General features: G+C 67.9%; 16 protein-coding genes and 1 tRNA gene. 2 read left to right on the top strand and 15 right to left on the bottom strand.

The features are described 5' to 3' along the window. Window positions 1-99: 99 nt before the first annotated feature. From MPPM_RS02035 to MPPM_RS02000, 9 genes are all read right to left on the bottom strand, one after another. Entirely contained in the window at window positions 100-669 is a 570-nt protein-coding gene (locus MPPM_RS02035; protein WP_096483451.1) for a hypothetical protein, read from the bottom strand. A 33-nt stretch (window positions 670-702) separates the two neighbouring features. Then, window positions 703-1164 (bottom strand): hypothetical protein, encoded by a 462-nt coding sequence (locus tag MPPM_RS02030; protein ID WP_096483449.1) that lies wholly within the window; start codon window positions 1162-1164, stop codon window positions 703-705. A 109-nt stretch (window positions 1165-1273) separates the two neighbouring features. Beyond that, window positions 1274-3541: a hypothetical protein gene (locus MPPM_RS02025; RefSeq protein WP_157914078.1), complete on the bottom strand. Its 2268-nt coding sequence runs from the start codon at window positions 3539-3541 to the stop codon at window positions 1274-1276. 18 nt (window positions 3542-3559) lie between these two features. Then, window positions 3560-4192: a hypothetical protein gene (locus MPPM_RS02020; RefSeq protein WP_162296247.1), complete on the bottom strand. Its 633-nt coding sequence runs from the start codon at window positions 4190-4192 to the stop codon at window positions 3560-3562. Further along, complete coding sequence (locus MPPM_RS02015; protein WP_096483443.1) at window positions 4189-4680, bottom strand: hypothetical protein; 492 nt, start codon at window positions 4678-4680, stop codon at window positions 4189-4191. Before MPPM_RS02015 ends, MPPM_RS02020 begins: the two co-directional genes overlap by 4 nt. Window positions 4681-4796: 116 nt before the next feature. Continuing rightward, on the bottom strand, window positions 4797-5255 hold the full coding sequence (locus MPPM_RS27745) for a M23 family metallopeptidase (RefSeq protein WP_157914076.1): 459 nt from the start codon (window positions 5253-5255) through the stop codon (window positions 4797-4799). Further along, a complete protein-coding gene (locus MPPM_RS27740; RefSeq protein ID WP_162296246.1) occupies window positions 5252-5680 on the bottom strand; it encodes a hypothetical protein in 429 nt (142 codons plus the stop codon). The genes MPPM_RS27745 and MPPM_RS27740 overlap by 4 nt, the downstream gene beginning before the upstream one ends. Window positions 5681-5808: 128 nt before the next feature. Further along, window positions 5809-6318: a DUF4189 domain-containing protein gene (locus tag MPPM_RS02005; RefSeq protein ID WP_162296245.1), complete on the bottom strand. Its 510-nt coding sequence runs from the start codon at window positions 6316-6318 to the stop codon at window positions 5809-5811. Between the two features lie 87 nt (window positions 6319-6405). After that, window positions 6406-6720: a hypothetical protein gene (locus MPPM_RS02000; protein WP_096483437.1), complete on the bottom strand. Its 315-nt coding sequence runs from the start codon at window positions 6718-6720 to the stop codon at window positions 6406-6408. Between the two features lie 347 nt (window positions 6721-7067). On the opposite strand from MPPM_RS02000, the gene MPPM_RS01995 reads away from it, so the two are divergent. Then, entirely contained in the window at window positions 7068-7514 is a 447-nt protein-coding gene (locus MPPM_RS01995) for a hypothetical protein (protein WP_096483435.1), read from the top strand. 338 nt (window positions 7515-7852) lie between these two features. Continuing rightward, a protein-coding gene (locus MPPM_RS01990) for an IS3 family transposase (RefSeq protein ID WP_096483433.1) occupies window positions 7853-8994 on the top strand; the annotation gives its coding sequence in 2 pieces (ribosomal slippage) (window positions 7853-8120 and window positions 8120-8994; 1143 coding nt in all). Between the two features lie 30 nt (window positions 8995-9024). On the opposite strand, the gene MPPM_RS27735 is transcribed toward MPPM_RS01990, so the two are convergent. The 6 genes from MPPM_RS27735 to MPPM_RS01965 all read right to left on the bottom strand — a co-directional run bounded on the left by MPPM_RS27735 (window position 9025) and on the right by MPPM_RS01965 (window position 14274). Beyond that, the gene (locus MPPM_RS27735) at window positions 9025-9267 is read right to left on the bottom strand and encodes a hypothetical protein (RefSeq protein ID WP_157914074.1); all 243 of its coding nucleotides are present in this window, start codon (window positions 9265-9267) and stop codon (window positions 9025-9027) included. A gap of 158 nt (window positions 9268-9425) precedes the next feature. After that, on the bottom strand, window positions 9426-11096 hold the full coding sequence (locus MPPM_RS01985; RefSeq protein WP_096483431.1) for a site-specific integrase: 1671 nt from the start codon (window positions 11094-11096) through the stop codon (window positions 9426-9428). A gap of 69 nt (window positions 11097-11165) precedes the next feature. Continuing rightward, a tRNA-Ser gene (locus MPPM_RS01980) sits at window positions 11166-11258 on the bottom strand. Window positions 11259-11293: 35 nt separating this feature from the next. After that, on the bottom strand, window positions 11294-12076 hold the full coding sequence (locus MPPM_RS01975) for a glycosyltransferase family 2 protein (protein WP_096483429.1): 783 nt from the start codon (window positions 12074-12076) through the stop codon (window positions 11294-11296). 60 nt (window positions 12077-12136) lie between these two features. Beyond that, window positions 12137-13675 carry a class I adenylate-forming enzyme family protein gene (locus MPPM_RS01970; protein WP_096483427.1) on the bottom strand — a complete coding sequence of 513 codons (1539 nt, stop codon included), beginning with the start codon at window positions 13673-13675 and terminating at the stop codon, window positions 12137-12139. Between the two features lie 74 nt (window positions 13676-13749). Then, window positions 13750-14274 (bottom strand): GNAT family N-acetyltransferase, encoded by a 525-nt coding sequence (locus MPPM_RS01965; protein WP_096483425.1) that lies wholly within the window; start codon window positions 14272-14274, stop codon window positions 13750-13752. Window positions 14275-14301 lie beyond the last annotated feature (27 nt).

The raw sequence follows: 14301 nt of genomic DNA, 5'->3' as shown, positions 1-14301 counted from the left end.
CCGCCGCGCGCCTCGGTTTCGAGATTATCTTATGGTTGGCTCCGCCGGAAAGCGGGATCGGCCGATCTTCGCGGTGCGAAAGCCGCCGCCATCGCCGGATCAGCCTGCTGGAATCTCTGCACAGGCCGGACGCCTCAGCTTGGCGTAGCGCCCCAGCGCACCCAGAAGCGACATCTCTTGCCCGCGGCTCGACCAGCTCCCGTTCTTGAGCTCCAGCGTCACCGTATAGATCGGTCCGGCGGGCTGCCACGGGCTCCAGGCGCCTCTGGTCCCGTCATGGCCGACCGAGATCTGGCGCAGAGCGGCGGCGCTGTAGGCCAGCGTTCCGCGCCAGGCGATCCCATTGCGACGGTCGATATCGGTCGTGATCTCGCGCCCGTCGAGGCGGACATCGGCATAGGCGACATAGAGCGTATGGCCGGAGGAGGCTCCGGGCGCAGGCGTCCCCAGTGTGGCGGTGAAGCCGCCCCGCGGCGGCGGCGTGACGTCGGCGGCGACGACATAGCCCTTGCCGCAGCGGGTCCGAAACGTCTCGAACTGCGCATTGGCCAGACGCTGGGCTTCGAGGCGCGGCGCGGGCGCGGTCTGCGCCGAGGCCGCGTGGGCCGCGAGCAGGCCCGCCGCGGCGATCAGCGCCGCAACGAAGGATCGAGGAAAGCGAAGCGACATCGAGACCTCCTCGTGCTTGCTGCATGCGGCGGCTCAGCCGGCGAGCCGGGGGAGATATTTGTTCCAGAAGGCGAGCAGCGGGCCGGTCAGCTTGGCGCGCTCCAGCGCAGCGCAGTCGTAGCGGCCGAGCAGGGCGGCCGTGTCGGAGGCGCCGTTGTCGAGTTCGCCCAGCACCATGGCCTGCATCGCCGCGTCGATCTCGTTGCTTGCCTTCCTCGTCCGGTAGGCCCGCTCGAGCCGCTCCAGCCGCGCGCTGTCCTCGGCCGAGAGGATGGTGCAGGCCCGGTGCAGGCTGCGCGTCATGCCGATGGCGTAGGCGATGTTGCGCCGCTGGAAGATCTCGGGCTTGCCGACGATCTTGTCCTCCAGCTGCTCGCTCGTGATGGCGACGATCATGTCGCGGTTCTTGACGGCGATCTTCTGCTGGCTCTGCTGAGCCTGCGCGCCTGTCGCGGCGAGCAGGACCACGGCGGCGAGGGCGAGGTGTTTCTTCATGGCTCAGACTCCGTTCCGTCGGGGTGATCCGATGGACGAAGGGATAGCCGCGACCCGCCGGCCGCGATATTGCGCGAACTTGCCCGGCCTTGCCGATGGATGCCGGCGCTCAGTGCAGCCATCGTCGGCGCTTGCGGCGGACCTCCGTCACGATGGTGCTGGTCCAGGGCTCGAACCGGCCGTTGCGGGCGACATAGGCGACGCCGCGCTCGATGCCGTCCCGGCCGACCATGGCGTGGATCCATCGCTTTGTGCCGGCATCCCAGACGACCAGCAGCGCACCTTCTCCCCCGCTGACACGCCCCTCGCGTGAGACGACGACGGCGTCGGCGCCGCCCTGGACATCGGCCTGGTCCGAACCGATGCCGATCGCCACACCGAAGCTCCCCGTCCGGGCCCGTCCGGCATCCCGGAGTATAGCGATGCCATAGTCGCTGGCGATCACGTCGGAACCGGGCAGATCCGCGAAGGCGATGCCGAATAAGCCCGCGACAGCCTGTCCCCCTCTGATCGGATAGCTTTCGTCACCGAGGCCTTTGACCAGGCGGCACATGGAAATGCCGAAGTCGCCGGCGATCGCGCGGCCGTTTTCGCAAAGGGCGATCCCAAGAAATCCCGCCCGGGCGACGCCGAGGCCAGAGACGCAGGCGACGCCGCGCCTGCCCGCATGCGCCTCGCCGTCGCAGATCGCAAAACCCTCGTCGCCTGCGATCGCCAGCGTGGGGTTGCGCCCGATGGCCCGGTCACCGCGCAGGACGTCGTACGGAGTGAAGTAGGAGCGTTCGTGCGTGTCTTCGGGATGTGCTGGAGGCAGCGGCATGGACTGCATGCGCGACGGTACGCGCGCGACGCCCCCATGCCCCGCCAAAGCGATGCTGCCGTCAAGCACCGTGTCCTCGCCGAGGGCGCGCAAGGCGGCGACCGCTCCCCGCAAGGTGCCACGATAAAGCGCCGCTCCTCTCCGGAAGCCGATCGGCCCGCCGCGCTGCTGTGCGGGCGTGTGCTCCCCCTCGACCCGGACCAGACAACAAGGCGCCCCATCGCTTACGGGCAGCTCGCCGCGACCCCACAAGGCGCCGAGCCACTCCTTACCCTCCTGTCGCCCCGCCTCGAGCTCGGCTGCCGGGATGTTGGAGCACAGAACGATGATCTGCTCCCGCAGCATCGGCTCCGCCACGATATCGGCCTTCGGATCGTGGCTGTGCGCGGCCTCCCACCACAGCACGCCGGATGGGAAGGCGGGAGCCGGGGCCGTGGGAGCGCTCTCCTCCGGCTCTTCCAGTGATTCCTCGAAGAGCACGAAGTGAGGCTTGAGCTCTTCGGCGAAACGCATTTCAAGACAGCCTTTCGAATGCGCGTAGACGCCAGGCTGAAGCTCGCCGCCGCAGGTCGTGAACACGCGGACAACACCGGACCGCAAGGGGAACGACTGCTGACGGCAGATCAGTGTCGCGTCCCGGCCCAGACGGAGCAGGGTCTCTTCCCCGAGTTCAGGCGCGATCACGACGGCCTCGTCGCCGATGTCCAGCACCTCCACATGCCTGCGTGAGACGCCGATCCCCCCGTGGCCGATCTCGAACCAGCGGCTGCTGCCGGTGGCCACTGCGACGGACCCTTTGCCAGCGGTCAGGTACCCGTTCGCAGCCTGCGAGATGGCGACGCCTTTATAACCCGTCTCGACGACACAGCGTTCGCCGAGAGTGCCTCGGCCGATCGCCACGCCAAGACCTGCCGCGCGCACCCGGCCGCGGCTCTCTGCCACGGCAAGACCCTCGGTGCCGCAGAAGGCCGAGCCATCTACGCCCGCCAGCGCCAGGCCGAAGGAGTTGTATCCATCCCATTTGGGCCGCCCATGCAGGTCCAGGCTGGCCCATTGCTCCGGCACCCCGGCCTGGGCGATGCCGTAGGCGCCGGCGCGGGCAAAACCTTCGTCGCCGGCGATCGCCGCGCCGTAGTCGCCGGCGAAGGCGACGCCGGAGTCATCCTGCAAGGCCGATAGCGGCGTCTTCAGGGGCATGCCGGCGTTGCAGGCGGAGAAGATGCTCAGCGCGATCCGTTTCGGGCCGCGAAACAGCACGAAGCCGGAGGCGAAGCGCACCACGCCGGGTACGACCGACCCATCCTCCCGCGTCTCCTGTTCGCAAGGATCATCCCGATCGATCCGGACAACGGCCCAAACATCCGCTTCGAGATGAGCCAGCGGCGGCGGGCCGTCGAGGTCGAGAAGCCCGATGTAGCGAGGCGGCCGGGTGAAGTCTCCCCGGGAAAACATCGGCCACTCGATCCGTTCGAAGCGCCCGAACGCCGGCAGGTGGACATAATCGTCTTGGGTCGAACCGCACAGGACGAAGAAAGGAAAATCACGCAATGTTTGCATCGGTGCCCCTCCTTCTCTTCAGCCGGCAGCGGCTTGCGCCGCGCGATACGCCGCCAGGCGCTCGCGGAGACGCCCGGCGATGCTGTTGTGACGATCCTGCCCGTCCCAGAAGACGAGACGGCCGCGTTCGTGGATCGGGCTCTTCAGCTCGATGACGAAGAAGAGCCTGCCCTCGAAGGCCGGCAGATCCATCGAGCGCAGCTCCTGCACCTGCACCCAGGGCACGTGCACCGTCCGGATGTCGCCCTCCCGATAGCCGACGCCTTCTTCCGTCAGCTCGCGAATGACGACGAGCTCCCGGCCGAGGCTCCGCAACGGCCTCTCCTTGCGCAGATCCGCAATGGCCTCCGTCAGCGTGAAGGTTGCGAAGGAGGCGACGACAATCGTCGCGACCGCGCCCATCACGATCGAAGAGAAGGCGGCGGATTCGCCGCGCAGGGATCGTGTTCCGAGCCCGGCCCACCAGTCGCGGATCGCCGGGAGCCCGTTTTGCGGCACGAACACGAACATGAGATACATCGCCGCGACGGCGGCGAAGGCGCCGATTGCGACGAACATCGCGATTTTCAAAGGCTTGGTGGGCCGCTTGAGCGAACCGCCGAAAGCATCCCTGAAGGTCCCGCCGCCTTCGGCAACAGTCTGCTCTGTCATCGTGAGATCCCCCTGATCGAGCGATCGCCATCACAGATCCGACGGGCGCCCGTCCCCCCAAGCTTGTCCCTCGCAAAAACATACCGCAACGAGGCCTGCATGGCGCGTGCCTCGTCGCTGTCGGTGCCCATCGCGACCAGCCGCGCGGCCGCTCGCCTGCCGCGCCGCCGGGGTGCCCTCAGCAGCGCCGGACTGGCCTCGCTAAAGCCGGGGCGGGACAGTGCGTCCCGCGCCCAGGCGAGCGTCGAGCGCATTCGCACGGCCTCCTCCGGCGTGAAGCAGCGCCAGGCCCGCTGCAAAGCGAGGCCAAGCGCGGCGTCATGGACCAGCGGACCCAGCGCATCGAGCTGCGCCGAGAGCGGCTGCGCCGGCCGGCGCGGCCGGACGATCAACGCCCCGCCGTGCGGGTTGCATGGCACCTCCGCCACGGAAACCGAGGACAGCAGCGGCAGGCTCAGCAGGGACAACAGGAAGCGGCGTGTCGGCATGGCGGGCCTCGAACAAGACTCGCTGTCTTCTTCCCCCGGCCGAGCCGTTCGCACCATTGCGCCCGCTTGACGTCGATTGCCCCCTCTTGCGGTGAGCCGCTCCAGCGACACGTTGGTCAACGGCCCCCTCCCAACAGGGGCGCGGGATCGATCCATGCCTCGTTTCGGCGCAGGGCGAGCGTAAACGGGGACGAGGTCGTCCAGCCCAGCCTGGCGCCCGCCGCGACGCAGCGCCCGGCACGGACGCGGAGCTGCGACAGCGGCCCGTAGCGCAGCTCGCTGCCGTCGCGCTGCCGGATCCGCACGAAGCGGCCGATCCGCGTGGCTTCGACGGGCTCGACCCGGCCGGCTCGCACCGTCACGACGGCCTGGCCGCTGAGCGTGCGGAAGACCATGTTCGGCTGGAAGACCGCCATGCCGATGACGGGATGCAGGCGGTGCCCGAACCGGTGTTCGATCGGGGCCTTCACCGGACGCGGTCGGGCCACGCCCTCCGGGCAATCGGAAGCGTGCCCCGCGACAGGCTGCAGGAGCAGCGGACCGAGCACGGCGGCGAGACGGGAAGCGAGTCTCACGAGCCTGCTCCTTCCAGCGGATAAAGCTCCATCTCCACCGGCTCGTCGTCGCCGGGCACCCTCTGGAGACAGGGCACAGGGTTGCGCCCGGAGCCGCTCGCGCAAAGCAGGCTGTGGTTCGGCGCGCCGTTGGTGCAGGCGCTGAAGTCGATCTCGACCAGGGTCGGGCCGTTGCTCGTGCGGTAGGTCACCCGGCCGCAGCCGGCGACATCGCCGTAGAAGGAGCTTTCGCGGACACGGCCATAGCCGTTCCGGCGGAGGCACAAGACTTCGGCGGCGTTGCCGCGTTCGGGCTTCTCGCCCTTGGGCAGCACCATCCAGCAGCCGCCGGCGGCTAGCGGCGCGCGGGGCTCGGCGCCGGCAGGCAAGGCCAGAAAGCCGAGTGTCGAGACTATGAGGAAGGCATAGGCGAAACAGTGTCGCATCGAACGCTCCTGGCGGACGGGCGTGCCGATCGCACGCGGGCCGATTGCGATCACGATGAACAGGTCGAGGGAATTGCGGGCGGTTGCTCGGCATTACCGGCCCTGTGCCGATCAAGAGAAAGGTTTGCTCAGGACGAGCAGAAGGCCTCGCTCACCCTGCAGCGGCTCTCACCGTCCTGCCCGCACTCCGCCAGTGCCGCACGGCGTGCGGCCGCAAGCGAACCGCGCCAAGATGCCCACCAATGGCCTTTGCCGGCGGTCACGAGGGCGGCGCAGGCGTTGGAGAACCAGAGCCGCACCCGGCAGCCCGGAAGCCCTCCGGCGATGCAGTTTCGCATCGCCGCGGCTTCCGCGCGCCCGCGAGATTCGTAATCATAGGATGTTCCCCATCGCAGGGAGCCCTTGTCGCTGTCGGAGATCGCGATGGCGCCATAGCCGCCACCTGACCGGCCGGGACCGCTGCCGGGCGCCGCTCCAAAGGGCGAGAGGCCGTCATTCGATCCGGCGCAGGACCTGTAGCATTGGTTGTCGATGCCGTTGCACATCACCGAGCACCGATTGTTCTGGGCCGCGGCCGGGAAGGCCAGCAGAAGCGCCGCAGCGACGGCAGCGCTCGCGAGGCAAAACCGGGTGATCATGGACATCGCGATACCCCCTGTGAGAACCTGAAATACCAAGCGATCGACTGGCCCGCACGATGCCGCGTCGAACCGGAGGAGAGGCCGTCAAGGCCCGAAGAAATCCGCCGCGGCGTCGGCGACCTGCCGCTTCGGGTGCGCCCGGCAATAGGCGATGATCGCGGCGGCGATGCCGTCCGGGCCCGCGAAGCGCTGGTGAGGCTCTCCGGCGCCCGACTGGACGCGGCCGGTGAGGTAGCCGAAGCTCCGTTGCAGCGCGGCGCGCCCCTCCGGCAGACGCGCCTTGGCGGGGGAGGCCAGCACGCGGCAGGACAGGCCGCCCGCGCCGTTCAGGCGCAGCACCGCGCTCCGGGCCGCCGTCGCCGCGCAGAGGAGGCACAGCGCCAGTCCGGCTCGCGCCAACGACCGGCCGAGTCGTGGATGTCTCGGTATGTTGATCGACATGGGTCCCTCGGCCGATCGAAGAAGATCTCGTTTACTTTTGCCACCGGGCCGGCATCTGTCGATTGCTTCCGGTTGCCGGGCCTTGCCGTTGGCGAGCCGCCTCAGCGGGCGCGGGCAAAGAGCATGGCGGCGTCAAAGAGGATGCGGCCACCCCTTCCTCGCGAATCCTGTCTCACGGCGAACCGCAACCCAGCGCAAGCAGGCGCAATCGTCGCCGAGCGATCAAAGCTGTATATTCGGAAAACAGATCAGCGGTCGCCACGGGCCACCCGGTACAGGACATCATCAGCGCGAAGGAGAACGTCATGGATCTTCAGCAGAACCCTGGGGCTGAGCCCCCCGCCGCGCAGAAGGAACTCGGCCGGTCCGGGAACCTGCTGTTCATCGTCTGCGGCGCGATCTCGATGGCGGCGGGCCTCTGGATCGCCAGGGCGGCGACCGACTTCCTCTTCCCGGAACCGTGGCTGAAGCCCGGCGCCCCCTATCATCCCTCCGTCGCGTGGCTCGTGCGGGATTTCCCGGAGCCGCGGCCGCCGCAGAACCACTGGGACATTGTGCAGGATGTCGGCTTCGCCGCGTCCTGGCTCGCTCATGAGCTCGCAGCGACCGTCGCAAGCGTGGTGATGGTCTGGCCGGGCATCGTCTTCGGCTGTCTCATGCTCTTCACCGGCTTCCTATGCTTCTTCGTGACGTGGAGGCTCTTTGTGGAGCGGATCTACGATGGGCGGTGGCCGGCCGGCAGAGCATCGTGACCGGACCTTCGATCTATGGCGTTGGGCCGCGCGATCCGACGCGCCTCGCCGGCGGCAGCTGGGCGAGGATGAGCCAGCGCAGTTCGTCCGCGGGAAGAGCATCGGCCTCCTCGCTCCTCTCGCCGCCGATGAATAGGATCGGCTGAGCCTTCAGCCCCGTCGCCACTATGATGTCGTCGTGCTGACGTTGGAGGGCCGCCCGAGCCGTACCGTTTCGAAGGCATGCGTCGATGTCGACGGGTGGGATGTCCCCCTCGCTGAGGACGTCAGCGTGACCTGACCGGCTGGCTTTGGACCGGGCTGATTGAGAGGATCAGCCAGGACCGGAGGAGTCGGACATGCGACGAGGTCAGAAGACGAGTGCGGAGCAGGTTGTGCTGAAGCTGCGCCAGATTGACGTGCAGACGGCACAGGGCAAGAGTTTGGCGCTGGCGTGCAAGGAGGCGGAGATCTCCGAGCAGAGCTATTACCGCTGGCGCAAGGAGTACGGCGGCCTCCAAGTCGATCAGGCCAGGAAGATGAAGGATCTGGAGCGCGAGAACGCTCGATTGCGGCGGCTCGTGGCGGACCTGTCCCTTGAGAAGCAGGTGCTGGCGGACGTCGCCTCGGGAAACTTGTAGCCCCCGAACGACGCCGGCAGGCGGTTGACGGCATCCGGGAGAAGTACCGTCTCTCGGAGCGTCACGCCTGCCGGATCGTCGGTCAGCACCGTGGCACGCAACGCTACGTGCCCACTGTGCCGGCCGATGAGGATGGGCTGACCCGCGCCATTATTGGCTTAGCATCCGAGTACGGGCGCTATGGCTACCGCCGCGTCACCGCGCTGCTGCAGGCGGCTGGCTGGCAGGTAGGCAAAGATCGGGTTCAGCGTATCTGGCGTCGCGAGGGGCTGAAGGTCCCGCAGAAGCATCGACCGCGCAGCCGCCTCTGGCTCAACGACGGCTCGTGCGTGCGGCTGCGTCCGCTCCACCGCAACCACGTCTGGAGCTTCGACTTCGTCCAGGGCCAGACCCACGACGGGCGGAGTCTACGGATCCTGACGTTGATCGACGAGCACAGCCGGGCGTGTCTGACGCTGAAGGTGGCTCGGCGCATCAACAGCGTGGGTGTGATCGAGGCGTTGGCCGACGCCATGTGCTTGCACGGCATCCCCGAGCACATCCGCTGCGACAACGGCCCTGAGATGATCTCGAAGGCACTCCGCAAGTGGGTCGCCGAGACGGGGCCGCAGATCCAGTACATCGCACCGGGCTCGCCGTGGGAGAACGGATATTGCGAGAGCTTCAACGGCAAGCTGCGCGACGAGTGCCTGTACCAGGAGATCTTCTACTCACTGAGAGAGGCGCAGGTCATGATCAGTCTATGGCAGAACACATACAACCGCGTTCGGCCGCACTCATCCTTAGGTTATCGGCCGCCTGCACCCGTCAGCTTCCCGGATCTGGCCTACCGGCTACCCATGGCCGCGGCCATGCAGTAGCCTCTCACTCGGCTCGGTCTAAAATACCGGTCAGGTCAGTTGGCGGACAAGGATCGCATCATTGAGAATGCGGTCGGCACGATCAAAAAAATGAGCCTCGCTAACCGGGAGCGCAGGTCCGAAAACGAGCGGCTCTCGTCCGAAGTTGCCCGCCTGACAGCTCTGCTGCGAGATCGTGAGGCTGAGGACTCGGGCATGTCCTTCAGGTGAGCAGGTTGTTAACGACGGTTCGGCATCGAGGCGACTGACCGTTGCGCGATGGCGCACGAGCATGTAGCACATCCCCAGCACGCCTCACTTCGCGGGTGAGCGTTTTCAGATAGTTAGCGGGTGATCTGGAGGCAGCCTCGAATCCTGGCGCCCCAGCCATACCAACTGTTGAACCTTGGTATAGATAGTTCGGTCACTGGGAGCGCGATCCATCTCGCCACTCACGAAGTTTTCTTCCGGCGTCCTCCTTTGGGCTGGCAGCGAGCGTAGGCTTCGAAATCAATCGTCTTGAGGAGCGTCCAGTCAACGCCCGGTGGCAGTGGCGCGGTGGCATAAGCCGCGAGTTCGGCATCGGTGAGTTGGCCGTCGTAGCGTTCGTGTGTATCGCCAAGCTCGTGGCCAACCTGGAGTCGGACTGCGCGGGGATCGAGACGCAATTCACGATCGTTGCGGATTTTGCCGGTCCTGAGCGCATGAAAAGTTCCGGAGCGCTGCGGATCGGCTTCCGCCGTCCGATACAGGCGTCCCATCCGCTTCTGCGCGGCATCCGCAGGATCTTTTGCCATCATCAGGGCCGGGAAGACGGGGCCGCATTCACGCTGCGCCCAATCGATGAAACCGCATTCGGCGAAGATGTCGTGCAGGACGAAGAACGAGAGCGACTCGTCCGTCTTGAACGGGATCGGGCACCATGCTCCATCACGCCATTCGTGCGATTGCGGGAAGCAGACCCAGGCGCCATTGTAGCGTTTGATATTCTCGCGCCGCATGTGAGCGAGAAGACCGATGCGTCGACCCGTCAGAAGGCCGAGCGGCACGAGGAGGGCGTCCGACAGGATGCCGGAAGCGACGCCTGCTGCCACGACCCGCCCCAGTTCGTCGTGGGCAGGCGCGGTCCGACGTTTGGGCGGGGCCGCGCGCTTCGGAATGACGATTCTGCCAGCGAAACCGATCGGAACACGGGCGTCGGTGCAAGCCTGACGCAGAATGCCCTTGATCCGGTTCAGGTAACTCTTGATCGAATTCTGAGAGAGTCCGGGTGCCTTCTTTTCCCGGTTGGTTGCGATAATCTCTTTGATCTGCGAAAGATCACAGCCGCTCTGCTTGGAAATGTTGGGTGGCAGCCACGCCAGGGCATTGGCGAAAGTTTGTAGATCCTCTCGGCTGTAGGCGTCGACCGGCTTGTCGCCGACGATGCCGACGAACACGGTCTTGCGGTGGTCGAGAGAACCGATCTCAGGATCGGTAGGTCCGTGGGTCTCGCGCTTGGCGGCGATGGCCTTGTCCGCCGCGAGGCTGAACAGCGAACCTTTCGGTCCGGGCATCTGAGGGGCGAGACGGGCGAGCAGTTCGGCCTGCTGGGCCTGGATCGCGTCGAGCTGATTCTGGATCGGATCAGCTTCCTTTGTCGGCAGCAACGGCTGCCCGATGAGGGCGCGTGCTGGGTTCTCTTCACGAAGCGCTGCGACGAAAGGCGCCTCGAAGCGGATCGCTCCGTTCGCGAACACCCCGCGTCCTGTGGCGCGATCCAGCCCGAGCTGCGCCAGGGCATCGAACGCAGCCTCGGTCGCTGGTTCGCGGATCTCGTCCGATAAGCGGCTGTCCGCCAGCGCGTTCATGCCGAGCAGCGTCGGCACGGTCAGGGCAAGGAGCTGCTCCACGGATCGGCGTGCGGCGGCGGGTTCGGGGAGAATGGGTTGCGCTCCGATGCGTTCGAACTCGATCCTCGCCAGACCCGCGAGGATGTCGGCGACCCGACGTGCCCGCGAATTCGGCGTGGGGCCGAGTGTGATGCGAATCGGTGCGAGGTGGAAGTCCGGATCGAGGCGCTTCGGAAGGCGGATCTGAAAGACGCGAGCGGTGCCGTTGCGGGTGAGGTGGCGCGAGCGCACGTGTACAATCCCGTGTACATGACGGGATCGTCGGGTCGGCTCCCAGAGCGGAAGCGCTGGTCAGGAATGTGGCGGAGACGGAGGGATTCGAACCCTCGATACCCTTATTAGGGGTATGCTCATTTAGCAAACGAGTGCCTTCAGCCTCTCGGCCACGTCTCCCCGCCGCTCGGCTGTAGAAGCTCCGGGGCGGCGGGTCAACCCGGTCGGCGCGGGGATGTGACGCGGCGCTCGTAATGCTTGGCCACGCGCAGGTGGCGGGAGATCGCGTAGTTCATCGCCGTCAGAAACCCGTAGGCGCCGCGCACGAAGTGGCGGCGGCCGAGATAGGCCTTCAGGAAGTTGCCCGGCAATTCCACGTAGAGGCGCCAGGCCGGGATCGTGACGCCGCGGGCGTCGAGGTCGTCGGCCTGCTGGTCGGAATAGCGGTTGAGCTTGTCGAGCTGGTCGCCGAGCGAGCGCACCGAGAAATGGTGGATGCGGCCCTTGATCAGCCCCGCGGTGACGCCGGGGCCGAGCACGACCCGGTCGTGGACCGGGGAGGTCGAGTAGGTGCTCAGATCCCGCCGGTAGAGCCGCACGGGGGTCAGCACGTAGGCCCAGGGGTGGGGGCGCGTCTCGCCCGGGAAGATCTCGGCGATGGCGATACGCCACGCGGCATGCGCCGGCTCGCCCGCGGCGAAGACGGCGCGGATCCGCTCGGCGAGATCGGGCGGCACCACCTCGTCGGCGTCGAGGTTGAGCACCCAGTCGTGGCGGCACTGCCCTTCCGCGAAGCGCTTCTGCCGGCCGTAGCCCGGCCAATCGTTGTGGATCACCCGGGCGCCGAGCGAGGCCGCGAGCGCCTGCGTCCCGTCGGTCGAGCCGGAATCGACCACCACGATATCGTCGGCCAGCTCCCGCACCGCCGCGAGGGTGGCGCCGAGGCGGTCGGCCTCGTTCTTGACGATGATGAAGACGGAGATCGGGAGCGGGGCCATGGGACTTGATGCGCGCGGGGCCTTCGCTCTACCGGCGCGATTTTGCGCGAACAAGCGCAGCTACGCGACAGTCTCCGCCAGACGCTTGCGCTGGACCTTGCCGTTGGCGGTGCGCGGCAGCGCGTCGAGGAAGCGGATGGCGCGGGGCGCCTTGTAGGCAGCGAGGCGATCGCCGCACCACGCGATCAGCCCGTCCGCGTCGGGTTCGGCCCCGGACCGCAGGACCACGAAGGCGGCGATCACCCGCAAATCCGGGCGGACGGCCAGCTCCGTGACGCCGACCTCGGCGATGTCGGGATGGCCGGCGAGGACGCTCTCCACCTCGACCGGGGAGACGCGGTAGCCCATCGCGTTCATCAGGTCGTCGTTGCGGCCCTGGAACCAGAGGTAGCCGTCCGCATCGAGCCGCGCGAGGTCGCCGCCGGCAAACCATTCGCCGCGCAGAACCGCCGCCTCCTCCTCCGGCCGCTGCCAGTAGCCGAGCATCAGGCCGGGATCGGAGCGATGGATCGCCAGAAGGCCGGTCTCGCCCGCCGGGAGCGGCTCGGGCGGGCCCTCGACGGGCAGGATCGCGACGCGTCGGCCGGGCTGCGGCCGGCCCGGCGAGCCGGGGTGGACGGGAATGGTCGGGCCGCTCGACACGTAGGTCGAGATCTCGCTCATGCCGAGCGCCTCGTAGAGGGGCTTGCCGGTGGCCGTCGTCCAGGCGTGGTGAAGGTCGGACGAGAGCGCCTCGCCCGCGGTGACGCCGTGGCGAAGGCGCGAGAGGTCGTGCTCGGAAAGGTCGGCGTATTTGAGGATCTGGCGGTAGACGCTCGGCACCGCCGCGAAGATCGTCGCGCCGTGCTCGGCGATCAGGCGCGGCCAGATCCCACGGTCGCGCGGGCCGTTGTAGAGCACCGTGGTCGCGCCGCAGGCCCAGGGGTCGGTGATGCCGACGCCGAGCGTGTAGGTCCAGTTCATGGTGCCGGCATGCAGCATCACGTCGGATTCGGTCAGCCCGAGCCAGTGCGCGTGCATCGGCCGGCGGCCCCAGATGGCGCGGTGGGCGTGGAGCACGCCCTTGGGGCGGCTCGTGGTGCCGGAGGTGTAGACCAGGGTCGCCGGATCGTCGGCGGCGGTGTCGGCGTAGTCGGCGAGCGGCTCCCCCGCCTTCATCGCCGCGATCGTTTCGGAATCGAGCCGGATGCAATCCGCGGGGCCGCCCGCGCCGGCATCGGAGAAACCCGCGCCGGTTACCACGGCGGCGACGCCGGCATTCTGCATCAGGAAGGCGGCCTCGTCGGCGGTCAGTTGCGGCGAGGAGGGCAGGGCGACAAGGCCGGCGGCGAGGGCGCCGAAATAGACCAGCACGTAGTCGGTCTCGTTGCCCATGCGGATCATCACCCGGTCGCCGGCCCTCAGCCCGAGGCCGAGCAGCCCCGCCGCGATGCCGCGCACGGCGCGATCGGCCTGCGCGTAGGTGAGGCGGCCGACCGGGCCGTTCTCGCCCACCATGATCAGCGCCGTCTTGTCGCCGCGCAGCCGGGCGTTGTCCGCGAGGCAGTTGCGGGCCGCGTTGAAGCGGGCAGGGGGCTGGCGGTCGTCGCTGGTCGGCACGGCGGGCGTTTCCCAGGGTTTTTGTAGTTGCCCTGGTGTCCGATCCTCGTCCGCTGCGGTCAAGCTCGGCCTTTTCAACTCTCGCGCGATCGTTGTGGCGTGCGGGGCGGCCGGATCACGCCGGAGAGGCCGGCGCTCGCGCCGTCCTTCAGTTCGAGCCAGAGGAAGCGCGCCGGATCGACCGGCCCGGGCAGCGCGAGCCGGCCGGCGGGAACCGGCTGAAAGCCGAAGCGGCGGTAATAGGGGGCGTCGCCCACGAGCACGACGAGGCCGTGCCCGGCGGCGCGGGCGGCGTCGAGGCTCGCCTGCATCAGGCTGGTGCCGATGCCGCGGTCGGAAAAACTCGGATCGACGGTCAAAGGCCCGAGCACGAGCAGCGGTCCGCCCTCGGCCTCGGCCGGGCCGATCCGCACCGAGCCGACGAGGTAGGTGCCGACCAAAGCCGTCAGGCAGAGATCGGGCAGGGGCGCCGCGCCCTCGCGTAGGCGGTAGGCGGTGCGGGCAAAACGGCCGGGTCCGAAGGCGCGGGCGTGCAGCCGCTCGATCGCCGGCGCGTCGTCCGGATGCTCGGGGCGGATGACGAGAGGAAGGGCGGTCACGGGTGGCGTCCGGCGGCGAATGCGCGC

Source organism: Methylorubrum populi, assembly GCF_002355515.1.
GTDB classification, from domain to species: domain Bacteria; phylum Pseudomonadota; class Alphaproteobacteria; order Rhizobiales; family Beijerinckiaceae; genus Methylobacterium; species Methylobacterium populi_A.
This window is presented reverse-complemented; position numbering and strand designations above follow the sequence as displayed.